The 15,000-nt window shown below is 60.9% G+C and carries 15 protein-coding genes (1 of these 15 only partly in view); 9 read left to right on the forward strand and 6 right to left on the reverse strand.

Translation table 11 applies throughout. The features are described 5' to 3' along the window. The 6 genes from AC1DVM_RS16275 to AC1DVM_RS16300 form a co-directional block, all read right to left on the reverse strand. On the reverse strand, nucleotides 1-721 hold a 721-nt coding region (locus AC1DVM_RS16275; RefSeq protein WP_477255967.1), incomplete at its 3' end, for an ABC transporter ATP-binding protein. Further along, nucleotides 718-1,725, reverse strand: coding sequence for an ABC transporter ATP-binding protein (locus AC1DVM_RS16280; RefSeq protein WP_477255968.1), 1,008 nt, complete (start codon nucleotides 1,723-1,725; stop codon nucleotides 718-720). The genes AC1DVM_RS16280 and AC1DVM_RS16275, both read right to left, overlap by 4 nt. Continuing rightward, the gene (locus AC1DVM_RS16285) at nucleotides 1,725-2,597 is read right to left on the reverse strand and encodes an ABC transporter permease (protein ID WP_477255970.1); all 873 of its coding nucleotides are present in this window, start codon (nucleotides 2,595-2,597) and stop codon (nucleotides 1,725-1,727) included. The genes AC1DVM_RS16280 and AC1DVM_RS16285 overlap by 1 nt, the downstream gene beginning before the upstream one ends. Continuing rightward, nucleotides 2,594-3,538 carry an ABC transporter permease gene (locus tag AC1DVM_RS16290; protein WP_477255972.1) on the reverse strand — a complete coding sequence of 315 codons (945 nt, stop codon included), beginning with the start codon at nucleotides 3,536-3,538 and terminating at the stop codon, nucleotides 2,594-2,596. The genes AC1DVM_RS16285 and AC1DVM_RS16290 overlap by 4 nt, the downstream gene beginning before the upstream one ends. Before the next feature lie 54 nt (nucleotides 3,539-3,592). Further along, nucleotides 3,593-5,134 (reverse strand): ABC transporter substrate-binding protein, encoded by a 1,542-nt coding sequence (locus AC1DVM_RS16295; protein WP_477255974.1) that lies wholly within the window; start codon nucleotides 5,132-5,134, stop codon nucleotides 3,593-3,595. 97 nt (nucleotides 5,135-5,231) lie between these two features. After that, nucleotides 5,232-6,290, reverse strand: a complete 1,059-nt coding sequence (locus tag AC1DVM_RS16300) for a succinylglutamate desuccinylase/aspartoacylase family protein (protein WP_477255976.1) — start codon at nucleotides 6,288-6,290, stop codon at nucleotides 5,232-5,234. 166 nt (nucleotides 6,291-6,456) lie between these two features. Here AC1DVM_RS16300 and AC1DVM_RS16305 point away from each other — a divergent pair, with 166 nt between their 5' ends. From AC1DVM_RS16305 to AC1DVM_RS16345, 9 genes are all read left to right on the forward strand, one after another. Then, complete coding sequence (locus AC1DVM_RS16305; RefSeq protein WP_477255978.1) at nucleotides 6,457-7,221, forward strand: GntR family transcriptional regulator; 765 nt, start codon at nucleotides 6,457-6,459, stop codon at nucleotides 7,219-7,221. 41 nt (nucleotides 7,222-7,262) lie between these two features. Next, nucleotides 7,263-8,441, forward strand: coding sequence for a mandelate racemase/muconate lactonizing enzyme family protein (locus AC1DVM_RS16310; RefSeq protein WP_477255980.1), 1,179 nt, complete (start codon nucleotides 7,263-7,265; stop codon nucleotides 8,439-8,441). A gap of 840 nt (nucleotides 8,442-9,281) precedes the next feature. Next, the gene (locus tag AC1DVM_RS16315) at nucleotides 9,282-9,737 is read left to right on the forward strand and encodes a hypothetical protein (protein WP_477255982.1); all 456 of its coding nucleotides are present in this window, start codon (nucleotides 9,282-9,284) and stop codon (nucleotides 9,735-9,737) included. A 105-nt stretch (nucleotides 9,738-9,842) separates the two neighbouring features. Beyond that, a complete protein-coding gene (locus tag AC1DVM_RS16320) occupies nucleotides 9,843-11,243 on the forward strand; it encodes an efflux RND transporter periplasmic adaptor subunit (RefSeq protein WP_477255984.1) in 1,401 nt (466 codons plus the stop codon). A gap of 8 nt (nucleotides 11,244-11,251) precedes the next feature. After that, nucleotides 11,252-11,977, forward strand: a complete 726-nt coding sequence (locus AC1DVM_RS16325) for an ABC transporter ATP-binding protein (RefSeq protein WP_477255986.1) — start codon at nucleotides 11,252-11,254, stop codon at nucleotides 11,975-11,977. After that, the gene (locus tag AC1DVM_RS16330; RefSeq protein ID WP_477255988.1) at nucleotides 11,974-13,209 is read left to right on the forward strand and encodes an ABC transporter permease; all 1,236 of its coding nucleotides are present in this window, start codon (nucleotides 11,974-11,976) and stop codon (nucleotides 13,207-13,209) included. Before AC1DVM_RS16325 ends, AC1DVM_RS16330 begins: the two co-directional genes overlap by 4 nt. Before the next feature lie 59 nt (nucleotides 13,210-13,268). Then, complete coding sequence (locus tag AC1DVM_RS16335; RefSeq protein ID WP_477255996.1) at nucleotides 13,269-13,337, forward strand: hypothetical protein; 69 nt, start codon at nucleotides 13,269-13,271, stop codon at nucleotides 13,335-13,337. Between the two features lie 214 nt (nucleotides 13,338-13,551). Further along, on the forward strand, nucleotides 13,552-14,289 hold the full coding sequence (locus AC1DVM_RS16340) for a hypothetical protein (protein ID WP_477255990.1): 738 nt from the start codon (nucleotides 13,552-13,554) through the stop codon (nucleotides 14,287-14,289). 169 nt (nucleotides 14,290-14,458) lie between these two features. Beyond that, nucleotides 14,459-15,000, forward strand: the 5' portion of a protein-coding gene (locus tag AC1DVM_RS16345; RefSeq protein WP_477255998.1) for a recombinase zinc ribbon domain-containing protein. It continues 247 nt past the right edge of the window; the window shows 542 of its 789 coding nt (coding positions 1-542); its start codon is at nucleotides 14,459-14,461; its stop codon lies off the right edge, out of view.

Consider the following 15,000-nt stretch of genomic DNA (forward strand, 5'->3'; position numbering starts at 1 on the left):
ATCCTGCGATCTCGACAATGCGGCCGAGATACATGACGGCAACGCGATCGGAGATGTGGCGCACGACCGAGAGATTGTGCGAAATGAACAGATAGGTCAGCTTCAGCTCCCGCTGGAGATCCTGCAGCAGGTTGATGATCTGCGCCTGAACCGAGACGTCGAGCGCCGACACCGCTTCGTCGCAAACCACGAAGCTGGGCCGCAAGGCAAGGGCCCGCGCGATACCGACCCGCTGCCGCTGGCCGCCGGAGAACTCATGGGGGTAGCGCTCCGCTGCGGATCGCGGCAGACCAACAAGGTCCAGCATCTCCAGAACCGACTTGGCTCGGGACCCTCGGTCGCCGATCCCGTGAATGACGTAGGCTTCGGAGATTRCATCGCCGACAGTCATGCGGGGATTGAGCGACCCGTACGGATCCTGGAAGATGATCTGCATCTCTTTGCGACTTTGRCGCAGCTCCGCCTTGGTCAGTTCGGTCAGATCCCTGCCGTTGAACGACACGGATCCCGCGGTCGGCTCGATGAGGCGGAGGAGAAGCCGTCCCGTCGTGGATTTGCCGCAGCCGGATTCACCCACGAGGCCTAGGGTCTCGCCGGATCTCACAGCAAGATCAACGCCATCGACCGCGCGTGCGCCGCCCGTCTTGCTCCCGAAAACACTGCCGCGGGCACCGAAGACCTTCGTCAGGCCCTTCGCTTCGATGGCCGTTTCCATCTTCATGCAACAGCCTCCTCTAGCGGTTGTTGATAGCCGAAAGGCCGCAGGCAGGCCGCTGCCTGATCCCCCGACACAGCGCCCAGCAACGGTCGCTCCTGAACGCAGATGTCCCGACGATAAGGACAACGAGGCGAGAAACGGCAGGCTTCCAGCATCTGACCGACGGCAGGCACCCAGCCTTCGATCGTCACAAGGCGACCGCGTGGCCCCTTCATGTCTGGGATCGAGGCGAGCAGCGCCTGCGTGTACGGATGTTGGGGGTCATCGAAAATTGAACGCACGGGTGCGATCTCGGCGATTCGGCCTGCGTACAGGACCATGACACGGTCTGCGATTTCAGCGATGACCCCGAGATCGTGCGTGATGAACAAGAGTGCGAGCCCCCGTTCGCGCCGCAACTTCCGTAACAGGTCGAGGATCTGTGCCTGAACGGTGACGTCAAGCGCCGTCGTCGGCTCATCAGCGATGAGAACCTTGGGATCGGCCGCGAGGGCGATCGCGATCATCACCCGCTGGCGCATGCCACCGGACAATTCATAGGGATAGGCCGCGAGGCGTCTCTCGGGCGACGGGATCTCGACGAGACGGAAGAGGCTCAGCGCCTCCTGGCGAGCTTCGAACGCCGACAAACCGCGGCGGCGACGCAAAACTTCCACCACCTGGTTGCCTACCCGCATAACCGGATTGAGCGCGGTCATGGGTTCCTGAAAGATCATGGCGAGGTCGCGGCCCCGCTTCTCGCGCCAGTGATCCGGCGATCGCGAGGTCAACGCGTCCCCGTCGAGTACGACGCTTCCGTCCGTCTGCCGTACCGCACTCGGCAGCAGCCCCATCACCGACAGCGCGAGCATACTTTTGCCGCTGCCGGATTCTCCGACCACGCCAAGGACTTCTCCTGGCGCGATGGTGAAGGAGATATTCTCCAGAATGGTCGCGCGCGAACGCGCGAGGGCCGTCGTCAGACCACGGACCGCCAGGATCGGCCGCTGCACGTCGTGGGCCATCATCACGTCCTCATCCGTGGGTCGAGCACGTCACGAAGTCCATCGCCGAGCAAGTTCAGGCCGAGGACCGACACGATGATCGCAAGGCCAGGGAAGATGGTGATCCAAGGCGCTTCCGTGATGAAGTCTCGCCCTTGAGCGATGATGCTCCCGAAAGACGGCGCGGGAGGCGGCGGACCGACCCCGATGAAAGACAAAGCCGCCTCGGCGAGGATAGCGGTGGCGAAGACGTAGGTGAGCCGAACGATCAGCGGTCCGAAGGCATTAGGCAGCACATGGCGGCACAACACCCTCAGTTCGGACGCGCCGAGCGCCCTTGCCGCCTCGATGAATTCCCGTTCGCGCACCACCAGCACGGATGCGCGGACGATCCGGGCCGTATGGGGCATAGTGGCGATGGACAACGCAATGATGACGTTGACCACTGATGCGCCAAGAACCGCCGCCACCGCGATGGCGAGCACGATGGCCGGAAAAGCCATCAGGGCATCCATCAGGCGCATGATCGGGTTATCCAGAGCTGGGAAGAACCCGGCGGTCGCCCCGATGATCGTGCCGGCGACGCCGGTCAACGCCGCCGTCATGAGACCGATGATGAGGGAGATCCGCGCGCCGTGAAGCACTCGGGAGAGAATGTCCCGGCCGAAATGGTCGGTTCCAAACCAGTAGGTCGCGTCCGGCGGACGCAAGCGCGTGCGGAAACTGTTGCGGAGAGGATCGAAGGGCGAAAGCACATCGGCAAACACCGCCACGAGCGCAATCGCCAGAACGAGCACGGCGCCCATGAGGAACGAGCGACTCTGCAGGAGTCGCACGAGGATCATCATGGTCGGGCCGCGTGTGGCCGGCTCCGTCTTCGGGAACACGAGGGTCATTCGAGGCGAACCCTCGGATCGGCGACCGCGTAAAGGATATCAACCGCAAGATTGACGGTCAGATAGATGACGGCGAGAAAAAGCAACCCACCTTGGATGACAGGGTAATCACGGGACAAGATCCCGCCGATGATCAAACGGCCGACACCGGGGATCGAGAAGACCTGTTCGATGATGACCGCGCCGCCCAGCAAGGCGCCCGCAACGATGCCAGCGACCGTCAAAACAGGGATCAATGCGTTTGGCAGGCCATGGCGGAACATGATCTCGGTTCGCTTCAGACCCTTGGCGTCGGCAGTGCGGATGAAATCCTGATTGAGAATTTCGAGCATCGAGGCACGGGTCATCCGGGCGACGAACCCGACCTGGATGATCGCGAGAGTCAGAGCGGGCATGATGATCGTACCGGCCCAGCCGACGGGATCTTCACTAAAGGGCACGTAACCTCCGGTGGGAAAGAATCCGAGTTTCACGGCGAAAAGCAGGATCAGCATGATGCCGAGCCAAAAATCGGGAACGGACAGCCCGAACAACGCCGCCGTCATGACCACCTGATCGGGCCAGCGATTGTGGTTCACGGCCGCGATGATTCCTGCCAGCACGCCAAGCGCGAGCGCGAGGACAAGCGCCAGTCCAGCGAGGGACAACGTGACGGGCAGACGTTCGACGATAGCAGCCGTGACGCTGCGGTTGAGCAAGATGGAATGGCCGAGATCGCCCCGGATGATGCGCCCGTACCAGTCGAGCATCTGCATCGCCATGGGACGGTCGAGGCCGAGCTCACGGCGAAGGCGCTCGACCTGCTCAGGGGTCGCGCTCGTATCAAGGAACGCCGCGGTCGGATCGCCTGGAACGAGCCAGATGATCGCAAATGACATGAGCGAGACCAGGACGAGGACAATTAACGCGCCGGCAAGCCGTTTTGCTAGAAATCTCGACATTACGGCTCCCTTGGCGGAGATCGGCGGGACGAGAATCCCGCCGACAGGTGTTTGCTATTTCTCAAGCCAGACGCCCCACATCCGTGGGATGCGGTAGGGCTTGAAATTCTTGAGCTTCGCAGTCGCCACCTGGAAGAGGCCGTAATTGCCGGCCTTCATGGCAACCGCGTTGTCATACATGTGCTTCTGGAACTCGACGAAGATCTCCTTGCGCTTTCCCTCGTCCATCGTGGACGTGAGCGTGGCATAAAGGCTGTCGATCTTGTCGTCCTTCTTGAGCTGCGAGGTTCCGTTCACCCAGGGCGCCATCACCGAGGCGGGTCCCTCATAAGGTTCGATGCCATAGCCGTGCGCCCAGAACTGCCAGCCATTCGGCGTGAAGCCGATCTTCGACACGGTCGGCCAGTCAGCCACCGAGAGTTCCACATTGATCCCGATATCCTTCAGACGCTGCTGAACGACAGTCGCGGTGTCGGTGTTGGCGCGTAGGTTATCGACGATGAAGGTCAGCCTTTCGCCCTTGTAGCCCGACTTCCCCAGCAGCGCTTTCGCAGCGTTCAGATCTGACTGGTTGTACTTCTCGGTTCCAGTCTTGGTGTAGAACGGAGCGCCGGGATAAAGCCAGGCGCCGTCGATCTGGTTGATGTCCGGATAGGAGATCGCCATGATCTCCTCCATGTCGAGCGCCGCCTGAACCGCGAGACGGAAATTCACGTCGCTAGTCGGCGGCTGAGCGTGGTTGAACTTGATCACCTGGAAGGCGAAAGGAAGCACCTTGTAGATGACATACTGCTTGTTGCCTTCCAGACGTTTCGCCGTGGCGCCCTCGACGGTTTCGAGAAGCTGGACTTCGCCGGCTTCGAAGGCCGCACTGCGCGCGCCTGCCTCAGGCATGAACCTGAACGTCACGGTGTCCAGAAACACCTCCTTCTTGCCTGCGAGACCGTCCCTGCCCGTTCCCTTCGGGTTCGGCACGTAGTCACCGAAGCGAGCGATTTTCACATGGCTGTCGGGCTTGTATTCCACAAAGCGGAATGGTCCCGTGCCGATGAAGTTGATCTGGTTCGCAGGCTTTGCCGCTTCCTCCGCGGGATAGATCGCGATCGGCGCGCGGGGCGACGACAGATTATCGAGGAAGGTCGACTGGATATCCTTCAGTTTGATGGTGACTTCAAGCGGTCCAGTCTCGGTCACCGTCTCGACAGCACTCAGAAGCGGGGAGGAAGCTCCCACCTTGCGGTATCGCTCGAGGGAGGCGACGACGTCCTTCGCATCGAGCTCCTTGCCGTTGTGGAATTTGACGCCCTTGCGGATGGGGAACACATAGGTCTTGCCGTCCGCCGAGATCTTGACGTCTTCCGAGAGCTCGGGGACGGGCTTCGCATTCTCGTCACGAGCGTAGAGGGTTTCATAGATCTGAAGCGTGATGTTTCGCGCAGCCTGTGCGGATGTCACTTGAGCATCCAGCGAAGGCGGCGCTTGCGTTAATCCAATGACGACGTCTCCGCCCTTCGTCTGCGCGAATGCGCTTCCCGACGCGGCTAGCAGAACAGCCGCGCCAAGAGCCGCAGTCCTGAAATCATACCATCGTTTCATGTGATCCTCCATCTGGTGGCGCAAGGCCGGTTCGGTCGGAAGTCCTGGCTTGCACCTTGTCATGACGGACAATGTCGATCCTCGATGCATGGCCTGCTTACGCGATAGCCGGCTCCGACGCGGATGCCGACGCTTCGTCGTAGTCGTTCATCACCACGGCGACCACATCGCCGCGCTGGACCCGCCCAGGTCCGGACGCCATCCACAGCACCCCGCCCCGCGGATAGCGCAGTTCGATGGGGGGCCTGTCGACATCCTCGACGAAGTGTAGAAAACCCGCGACCTGGTTGTCACCCACGGATTCTGCGGCGAGATGGCAGGGTTCGAACACCCCGCCGGCAGGGGCGAAGAGGTAACATTTTGGATCGCGGACCATCATGTGCCGTGTCGCCGGCGATCCATCGCGTTGCGCCGTATCCGCTTCGCCTTCCATGATCCCCAGATGCTTGAGGATGTTGTCGAGACCGCGTTTGCCGATCCGAACGCCTTCCACATGCACCCGCCCCCAGCCACCCAGTTCCGTGCCGACTGAAAGGATCCCGCGTCGCTCTACGGATGACGTCAGGGTTGCACCTTCATCCACGCCCCAGAACACCACATTGTAGGGTGCGCCAAAAGCCGCGGCGGCTTTCATGGTCCGCTCCCGCAACTCAGGATCGTCGACGTAATGCATGTTGGTCGATAGGGCCGATTCCATCGAATGGCCCGCCGTGTGAAGGTCGATCGACACGTCGGCCAGCGGCAGCAGCACGGTGTCAATGAAATGCGCCAGCATCTCCGAGAATGTGCCGCGCGGGTTGCCCGGGAAGCAGCGGTTCATGTCGCGATGGTCGATCGGGGAGAGTCGCGTATCGTTGAGCACGGCCGGAACATTGATGGCCGGCAGCATGATGACGCGCCCCTTGATGGCGGAGGCCTGCAATGTCTGCGCCAATCGCGACACCGCAATCTGGCCCTCGTATTCATCGCCGTGGACGCCCCCTGTGAAAAGGACGGTCGGTCCGCTTCCGTTCTTGACGCATACGATGGGGATATCGATCGTGCCCCAACCGGATGTATTGCGCGAGAGAGGCGCACGTAGGTATCCCGCCTGCCGTCCATCCTTGTCAAAATCGATCTCGCAGCGGATCCGGCTCTTTATTTCGATGTCGCTCATCAGTCCGCCCCGGGTAATCTTGTTTTATGTTTCGTATGATGGTATACGATCTTACGAAAAGTCAATGCCTGCCATTGCGATATGCCTCTCCGGGCAATTTGGTAATCGAGGCAACAACCCGACACACCGTGCCCCGGCCGGTCCGCAGGAAAATTTCGAGCGGCTCATGAGCGTCAGCAAATCCCGATCCAAAAGAGCGCCGCTGCCGGAGAGTTTCGAATTGCCGACCGACGCGCGGTGGCAACCCTTACGTCCCCGCACCCTGGTCGATGCGGTCATCGACGAGGTAGTGGCGGCTGCCGCCTCAAGCCGCATCCTGCCCGGCGACCGCATTGTGGAATCCGATCTTGCACAAGGTCTCGGCGTGAGTCGCGTGCCGGTCCGGGAGGCCCTCCGCATCTTGGAGAGCCAAGGTCTTGTCGTGAACGAGCCCTACAAGGGAATTCGCTTGCGGAACGTTACGCAGGAGCGCATCGACCACCTCATCGAGGCGCGTGTCGCACTTGAGACGGCCGCAGCCGTCCGCGCCATCGTTGCTGGTCATAACGATCGCAAGGCCGTTCAGATTCTGAACCGGCACATCGATGAGCTGGAATTGATGGGCGCCCGCCAGGATGCGTACGGATTCGCGAGCGCCGACACGGATTTCCACCGGGCCTTGTGCCAGTTTAGTGGTAACGAGGTCGTTTGCGACCTCTGGGAAATGTTGTCGCGGCAATTGACGATCATTGTCGGCCTGTCCACCTTGGGGAAGGCCATGACCGATATCGTCGAGGAACATAGGAAGCTCGCGAGAGTCTTCGCGTCGGGTGACGTCGACGGCATGACGCAGGCAATCGACGACCACATTAACGTACAGACGCATGCGCTCGATTTCCTCGCCATCATCGAACGCCGCAAGGCCGAGCGCGACGCCCGAGACAAGTCTTAGATCAACTCCAATCGACTCCATCGCATCAGACAGGGACAATCATGCCGGCAGATCACCCTCCTCGCACCGCTCTTCCGCCGATCAAAATCAGGAAAATCGAGGCGGCCCCTCTCCTTGGCGAAAGCCCCAAGGGTGGCTGGTCGCAGGAAATCAGGCCGGAGGATTCCATCCACGCTCTCATCGCGGTCCACACAGATGCGGGCATCACCGGCTATGGCAGCTCCTTCGCGGATGGACGTCTCATTCAAGCCGCCCTTCAAGTGCTGGCGCCGCTCTATTCCGGCGAAAATGCACTCGAGCCGGAGCGGGTCTCTGAAAAATTGCACCAGAACACGTTCTGGATGGGCCGTGGCGGCTCACTTACGCACGCCATCAGCGGTATCGACATCGCTCTCTGGGATATTCTCGGCAAAGCGACTGGGATGCCTGTCGGACGGTTGCTCGGCGGCACCTACCGTCGGCGCGTTCAACCCTATTGCTCTCTCCTTATGGAGGAGCCTGCACGCATGCGCGACGTGGTGGATGAATATCGCGCGAAAGGCTTTCGTGCTTTCAAGATCGGCTGGGGTCCGTTCGGGCGCGCGCTTGACTCGAAGCTTGACGAAGCAATCGTTCGTTCGGCGCGTGAAGCCGCCGGTTCGGATAACAAACTGCTGGTCGACGCCGGCGCCAGCGATGCGAACTGGCCGCACGGATTGAAATGGGCCATGCGGACCGCCGAGATGCTGAAGGACTATGACATTGGCTGGTTCGAGGAAGCCGTCAAACCGGATGCTATCGATGATTTCTGTCATCTTCGACGGGTCAGCCCGGTCCCGATCGCCGGCGGCGAGGTTCTGACGCGGCGGCAAACCTTCATCCCGTGGCTCAGCCGAGGCGCTTTCGACATCGTCCAACCGGATGTCACCAAGGTCGGCGGCATCAGCGAGCAACGCCGCATCGCCTGGATGGCGTCCGATTTTGGGGTCAAGTATATTGGACATGGCTGGAACACCGCGCTCGGTCTTGCGGCCGATCTGCAGATGGCGGCCGCCTTTTCCGATGCGGATCTCGTGGAGTATATCGGCGGCAGCCCCTACGTGGACGGTATCCTTGCAGAACCGTTTGAAGTGGACGAGGACGGCTATCTCGAAATTCCCGAGAAGCCTGGGCTCGGCGTGGAGCTTGATCGTGATAAGCTTGCGCGATACGTCCCGAACCCGGCTGTCCTGTTCGCCTGAGCAACCCGAACATAACTGGAGTAAGCGATGTCCGGCCGTTTGAACGGAAAGATTTGCGTCGTCACAGCCGCGGGCCAAGGCATTCCTGCGGGGCGTGAAACTCGTCGTCTCTGATGCGCACGAGGCATCAGGGCTGCGGTCACGAAGGTCCTGACCGCGAGCTGGCGGCGCTGTCCCATGCCGGGCGCAGCGGCCGGCGTGTGGTCTCGGACTTCATCGCTGCTGGACAACATCCACGACTCAGGCCGCAACCTGAGGCGCTGTTCATTGAGGCAGCCGTGGCGATCGAGCCCCTTCGAGATTTGCTGCCTCGTTCGAGGATGAGCGCAATTACGCGAAGCCCGAGGCAACGCGTAGGTCAGGCTTCCGACTAACAGCCGATCTCTTCCTTCATGGCTTCCACCTCATTCAGCGAGCGGCAGACTCAACGACGGCCCTTGCCCAAATACACTCGGGCGCCATGCCGCAACCGGTCCGGGAGGGGCTGGCGCATCACGCCACTGCGCAGGTGAGCCAGCCTGTCCCGGGAACAACGCGTCAGCGTGTGTTGATCGGAACAACGCACGGGCAATCCGCGCGGCGAGACTACCTGTTGCAGCGCGGATATTCAAAAGAGGTGCCTCATCAGATCACATTGACGGCTCGATCACAATTACGTTAACTTTAATTGCTATGTAGTCGTCTGGTATTTGGCGACAAATTTCGCGCTCTCGATTGCTCACTCGCAAGTGAGCAAAACCATGAGTCAGCTGCCGATGTGTCGGTAATTTTCCTCAATGATAGTAGCGTAACAGGCACTTACTTCCGATTATCGTCTTTTACGGCCAGCGGGGAACGACCATGTCAAGAATTATTAAACTTGCAAGCGCTTCTTTTTTAGTCGGCATGGCTATTGCTTCTGACGAGCCGGCATTTGCCCAGTCGACCTCAACGCAGCCGTCAGCCCCCTATAACCAGTGCTGGGGGCAAATAGCTTCCGGAGTGGCGCAATTCGACAGCCCGAATTACGACTCGGCGGCGATGAACGGCGGCTCAATGGGAATGCACTCGCGATCGGCGGCCGCCGCGGACTTAAACGGCGGGTTCGCGACGAATGGGTTCATTCAGCAACCCCGCAGCGGGGTCGGCAATGTATCGACAGATGTACACGGCGTTGCCCCCGGCGACGGGGGAAATGGCGAACATGCTGTCAATAACGGCCTCCTGGCGCAGTTCATCGACCCTGCAACCGGTTCGTTCACGGGAGGTGCGGGTCAGCCGATCGAATGCTCGCTACCAGACCCCGAACTTCCATAGGTCGTTCGACGATTAAGCGAATGCCTTCCGAGGGCAGAGCGCCATCGGCACGCGCGCGGGAATCGAGCTGTTTCGGAGAGAGAAAAAGGGGCCAACGGTATTCTCATGGCCGCCAGGATAAAGCGCAGTCACATCACTTTGGGCCTGAGCTTCGCTTTGGTTGCCATGCTCGCTGGCTCTGCGGACCCAAGTTCTTCAGGTTTTCACGCTAGTGCGCCTGATGCCCGCTATCTGGTCGCCTCCGTCGAGCAGGGCGACATCCGGACGACGCTCTCCGCAACGGGAACGCTTGTCGCGGTCGTTACGGTCAAAGTGAGTTCCCAGTTGTCTGGTCGGGTTTCCGAGGTGCTGGTAGATTTCAATGACAACGTCACCAAGGGCCAAACTCTTGCCCGGCTGGATGCGAGCACCTTCGCGGCAAGGGTTCGGCAAGCCCAGGCCGGTCTTGAGGCAGCCAAAGCGCGCGTCTCACTCAGCAACGCCGCACTCGATCGGGCAACAGCGAACGTTACGGGGGCCCGGACCGGCCGAATGATAGCCGCGGCCTACGTCCAGAGTGCCCAGGCCAAAGCCGACAGCGCCAAGCGCGATCTCGACCGCAAGCGCGCTTTGGCGGACCGCGCCGTCGTCGCCCAATCGACCGGCGATGATGCGTTGACGATGTTCGAAGCCGCTTCCGCCATGCTCGTCGCAGCAAGGGCCGAACAGGCCAATCGCATATCGGCTATCCTCGTTGCCGAAGCCGACCGGCGGATCGCGGAGGCGCAACTGGAGTTCGCCGAAAAAATACTCCATCAGCAAGAAGCTGTTCTGGAACTGGCGCAGGTCGACCTTGCCAACACAGTCATCCGTGCGCCCATCGACGGGGAGATCATCGGGCGGGATATCGACCGCGGCCAGACAGTGGCCACGAGTCTTTCCGCGCCGACGCTTTTCACCATCGCGCAGGACCTCCGCCAGATGGAAGTGCACGCAAAGATCGACGAAGCGGATATCGGGCGAGTTCATGTGGGCCAAGCGTCGAATTTCACGGTCGACGCTTATCCGGCCCGGACTTTCAGTGGCAGGGTGACCCAAATCCGGAAGGCCCCCGGCATGAGCCAGAACGTCATCACCTACACGGCGGTCCTGACGGCCCCTAACCCGGATCTCAAGCTGCTGCCAGGCATGACAGCCATGGTCCAGATCATCGTGGAACAGGCGGATAATGTCCTAAAAATTCCAAATGCGGCGCTACGTTTTGTTCCCCCCCCCCACGAAGCTGGACGGATTCTCAACAGCGGAGAAGCGATGGGCTTGTCGCCTGCTCGGGGCGCGGACGGCGGGCACTCGTCAACGGTTTGGACCCTTGACGAAAGGGGCGCGGCGTCTCCTGTTCGTGTCAAGCTCGGACGGAATAATACCAACGCGACCGAAGTCGTGGCGGGCCCGCTCGAACAGGGACAGACAGTGATCATTGGCACGGCATCCCGATCGCATAGAATCCCCTTCTTCAGTATTCGCTAGGTCGGCTGATGAGTGAGCCTTTGATCCACTTGCTCGACATCCACAAGGACCATGAACAGGGTCAAACTACAGTGCGGGCGCTGCGCGGGTTGACGCTTGACATTCACCCCGGTGAGTTCGTCGTCGTCACCGGTCCGTCCGGATCGGGCAAGTCCACGATGATGAATGTGGTGGGCCTGCTCGACCGGCCGTCCTTCGGACGGTATGTCCTTGCCGGGCGGGACGCAGGGTGTCTTGGTCATGATGAGCGTGCGCTTCTGCGCGCGCGAGAGATCGGCTTCATATTTCAGGCTTTCAACCTGCTTGGTCGTAGTACCGCGCTCGAGAATGTAGAATTGGCCCTGACGTACACCGGGCATTCTGGAGGGGAGCGGCGCCGGCGGGCTATCGAGGCACTCGACAATGTGGGCCTTGCGGATCGTCAGCATCACTGGCCGGGGCAGCTTTCCGGGGGCGAACAGCAGCGCGTTGCAATCGCTCGCGTGCTTGCAAAGGGCCCGCGGCTCATTCTCGCCGATGAGCCGACCGGCTCCCTCGACAGCACCACGAGCGACGAGATCATGTCTTTGCTTCAGGCCTTGCACATTGGCGGCAAGACGATCGTTCTCGTCACCCACAACCCGGCCGTTGTCCTCTATGGAGAGCGAGCGATATCGATGCGGGATGGCAGGATCACGCATGACGCGCCGGTGACGCAGGACAAAGCTCGTCCGGCGGTGGAGGTGAGCGCGTGAGTCCAGCAGAGACAGTTACCATCGCCTTTCGCGCGATCAGCGCTAACCTTTTGCGCAGCGCGCTCACTATCCTCGGTATCGTAATCGGCGTCGCGGCGGTGATCGTGATGGTGGCGATAGGCAGTGGTGCGCAGGATCAGATCTCCGGGCAGATCAGGTCGCTTGGCGCCAATCTTTTGCTGGTCCAGCCAGGATCGTCCACCAGCGGGGGCGCACGCCTCGGCATCGGATCGCGGCAGCGTCTGACCGAGGAAGATGCAAGCGCGATCGGACGCGAGGTGCCGGGAGTCGTGGTGTCGGCACCCACTGTCACGGGCGCGGCCCAGATAGTGCATGGCAATCTCAACTGGTCCACCCTCGTCGGCGGCGTGACGCCCGACTACTTGGTTGCGCGGGAGTGGCGGGTCGAGAAGGGACGCGGGCTTTCTGCCGAAGAGGTCGACACCGCCGCCAAGTCTGTCCTCCTTGGCCGTGTCGTTGCCGACAACCTGTTCGGTAATCAGGACCCCATTGGTCGGTTGGTTCGAATGGCCAATGTGCCGTTCACGGTCGTGGGCGTGCTCAGCGCGAAAGGGCAGAATTCCGGATCGGGCCGCTCTCAGGACGACACCGCTCTTATCCCGCTCTCGACAGCAAAACTCCGCGTGCTCGGCGGAAGTAAGATCGGCCGTCAGGTCGTTGACTTCATCCTTGTCAAGATTGTCTCGGACGAGTTGATTCCTGAGGCGYGTCGGCAGATCGGCCAACTTCTGCGGCAGCGCCACCGGCTGAGTCCCAAGGCCGAGGACGACTTCCAGGTCCAGGAGCCCTCGGCCGCAATGGAAGCGCGGGTCGCGTCAACTCGAGCGCTAACGTTTCTCCTCGCCGCTATCGCATCTGTGTCGCTGGTTGTGGGCGGGATCAGCATCATGAACATCATGCTTGTATCCGTCACCGAGCGGACCCGGGAGATCGGCTTGCGGCAAGCGCACGGAGCGCGCCGGCGCGACGTGAGAATTCAGTTTCTGGTCGAAGCAGTCGTGCTCTGCATGTTGGGCGGAACTGCCGGCGTCGCGCTAGGGATCGTAACCTCGTTCGCGATCGGCTTTCTGGCAGGTTGGCCCATTCGGGTGAGTGCCGCATCAATCACGCTCTCATTCGCATTCGCTTCGGCGGTTGGTATCGTTTTTGGCTTCTACCCAGCCCATAAAGCCTCTCGCCTAGAACCCACCGAAGCGCTGCGCTTTGAATAGCTGTCCCAAGAGCCACGTCCAACCGAACCTTGCCGCTCACGCACGAGTTCCTGAGCGAAATGCTGGGTGTGCATCGCCCGACGGTCAGTATCGTGCTCCGAACCCTCCAGACAGCCAGACTCATTTAGCAAAGCCGAGGGGGCATCACCGTGACGAATCGCGCGGGTCTGGAGGAGGCGACATGTGAGTGCTACCGGAGGGTCCGCCGGATCTACGAGCGCCTTTACCGGGCACGTTCTCTCCTCGGCGTCGTGCTCCCTTTGTCCAGCGCGCAGATGCTGACTTCATCCTCCAGACCGGCCTCCATTGTTCACGGGCGCCAAAAAAGAGAGTTCGGAGAAAATGACCAAGAAAAAGCCTCCGCCTCCGAAGGATCCGAAAATCAATGCCGGCCAACAGGCCAATGCTGCTTGGCGAGGTGGCTTTTGCGACGCTCATATTCTCGACTGGTGGCGCGAGACACTGCCGGGCCGCCTGCAGGGCTCCTGCAGCGAGGAGTTGCGAATGTTGGTCGAGGATTGTGCGATCGCTACGAAACGCGCACTTTCCAGTCCGCGGCGCCTGCGTCCCTCCCGGATTGCAAAGAATCTCAACGCTCTAGCTAAGAGCTTGTCGCGGTCTGCCAAGACCTTGGACGCTGGCGGCGACCAGATGCTGGACTTACTAGGTATAGTGACTCCGGGCGGGCGGCCGGAGGACGCAAACCATGTCGTTCGCCACAAACTTTATCTTGGTTGGCTTTCCGACGCTGCGATGAAAGCTGCGGAACWCGCCAAAAGTCACTCCGTGTCGATGAATGATGATCATGGGGGCCCGAATATCGACGTGAGGCTTGAAGACCTCATCGCCCACCTTTTGGTCCTCTATGAAGAGACAACCGGCATTCGTCCACTGCACACAACCAACCCTAATTCTGGCCTGGTTGAGACGGGTGCCACCTTGTTTGTCAAAAGAATCCTGTCGCTCTACTCTCCGGATGGCATCACGTTCAACCCCCACCGGATCGACGCCATCGTTCTCGATAAGCTGATGGTTCGCGACCTCGAGTACTTCGAGCCGCCTCCGCACAAGAATCGCTGAGTTACTCCTTTTCCTTCGCCGCAAGATATCTGCCAGATGTTTCCGCCGGAGGTTTCCAATGGAAACGTCGGCGCAGAGATGGGAGCGCATGCAGGTCCCCGACCTGCGCATCATTTCCGAGGACCTCTGGCAGGCCGCCAAGCGTCGCCAGGAGATTGTCACTTTCGCCATGGAGCGCGATGAGCAGGGTCACGCCCTCAACCGCAGCCATCGCCGTCGCTACCTGCTCTCCGGACTTTTGATCTGCGGCTGCTGCGGCGGCAACTTCAGTGTCGTGACGCGGGACACCTATTCGTGCTCGGGTCGGCGCGCCAAAGGCGTTTGCAGCAATGACCGCACGATCKCCCGTGGGGAGWTCGAGAACCGGATCCTGACGGCCATCAAGCAGAACCTCTTGACGCCCGAACTCGTCGCCGAGTTCACCCGCGCCTATACGCAGGAGTTCAACCGGCTGGTCGCCGAGTCCGGCAACCAGCATGCAGAGRTSGCGGGCAAACTCACGGCGGTCGAGCGCAAGATCRCCGGCATCCTGCGAGCAATCGAAGACGGCCTGTACCAGCCGGCCATGAAGGCTCGGCTCACCGAACTCGAAGCCGAGAAGGCGAGCCTAATGGCGCGGCAGGGCCCGGCGCCGGTCGTGCACAAGGTGTCGGTGCACCCGAACCTTGCCGTCGTCTATCGGCGCAAGGTCGAGGAACTGGAAAGTCTGCT

The organism is Microvirga sp. P4_A5 (assembly GCF_056402495.1).

What these genes read in the sequence shown, in the direction of transcription:
- AC1DVM_RS16280 (WP_477255968.1), bottom strand. Translation starts at nt 1,725, where the DNA reads ATGATGGCCCACGACGTGCAGCGGCCGATCCTGGCGGTCCGTGGTCTG.
- AC1DVM_RS16285 (WP_477255970.1), bottom strand. Translation starts at nt 2,597, where the DNA reads ATGACCCTCGTGTTCCCGAAGACGGAGCCGGCCACACGCGGCCCGACC.
- AC1DVM_RS16290 (WP_477255972.1), bottom strand. Translation starts at nt 3,538, where the DNA reads ATGTCGAGATTTCTAGCAAAACGGCTTGCCGGCGCGTTAATTGTCCTC.
- AC1DVM_RS16295 (WP_477255974.1), bottom strand. Translation starts at nt 5,134, where the DNA reads ATGAAACGATGGTATGATTTCAGGACTGCGGCTCTTGGCGCGGCTGTT.
- AC1DVM_RS16300 (WP_477255976.1), bottom strand. Translation starts at nt 6,290, where the DNA reads ATGAGCGACATCGAAATAAAGAGCCGGATCCGCTGCGAGATCGATTTT.
- AC1DVM_RS16305 (WP_477255978.1), top strand. Translation starts at nt 6,457, where the DNA reads ATGAGCGTCAGCAAATCCCGATCCAAAAGAGCGCCGCTGCCGGAGAGT.
- AC1DVM_RS16310 (WP_477255980.1), top strand. Translation starts at nt 7,263, where the DNA reads ATGCCGGCAGATCACCCTCCTCGCACCGCTCTTCCGCCGATCAAAATC.
- AC1DVM_RS16315 (WP_477255982.1), top strand. Translation starts at nt 9,282, where the DNA reads ATGTCAAGAATTATTAAACTTGCAAGCGCTTCTTTTTTAGTCGGCATG.
- AC1DVM_RS16320 (WP_477255984.1), top strand. Translation starts at nt 9,843, where the DNA reads ATGGCCGCCAGGATAAAGCGCAGTCACATCACTTTGGGCCTGAGCTTC.
- AC1DVM_RS16325 (WP_477255986.1), top strand. Translation starts at nt 11,252, where the DNA reads ATGAGTGAGCCTTTGATCCACTTGCTCGACATCCACAAGGACCATGAA.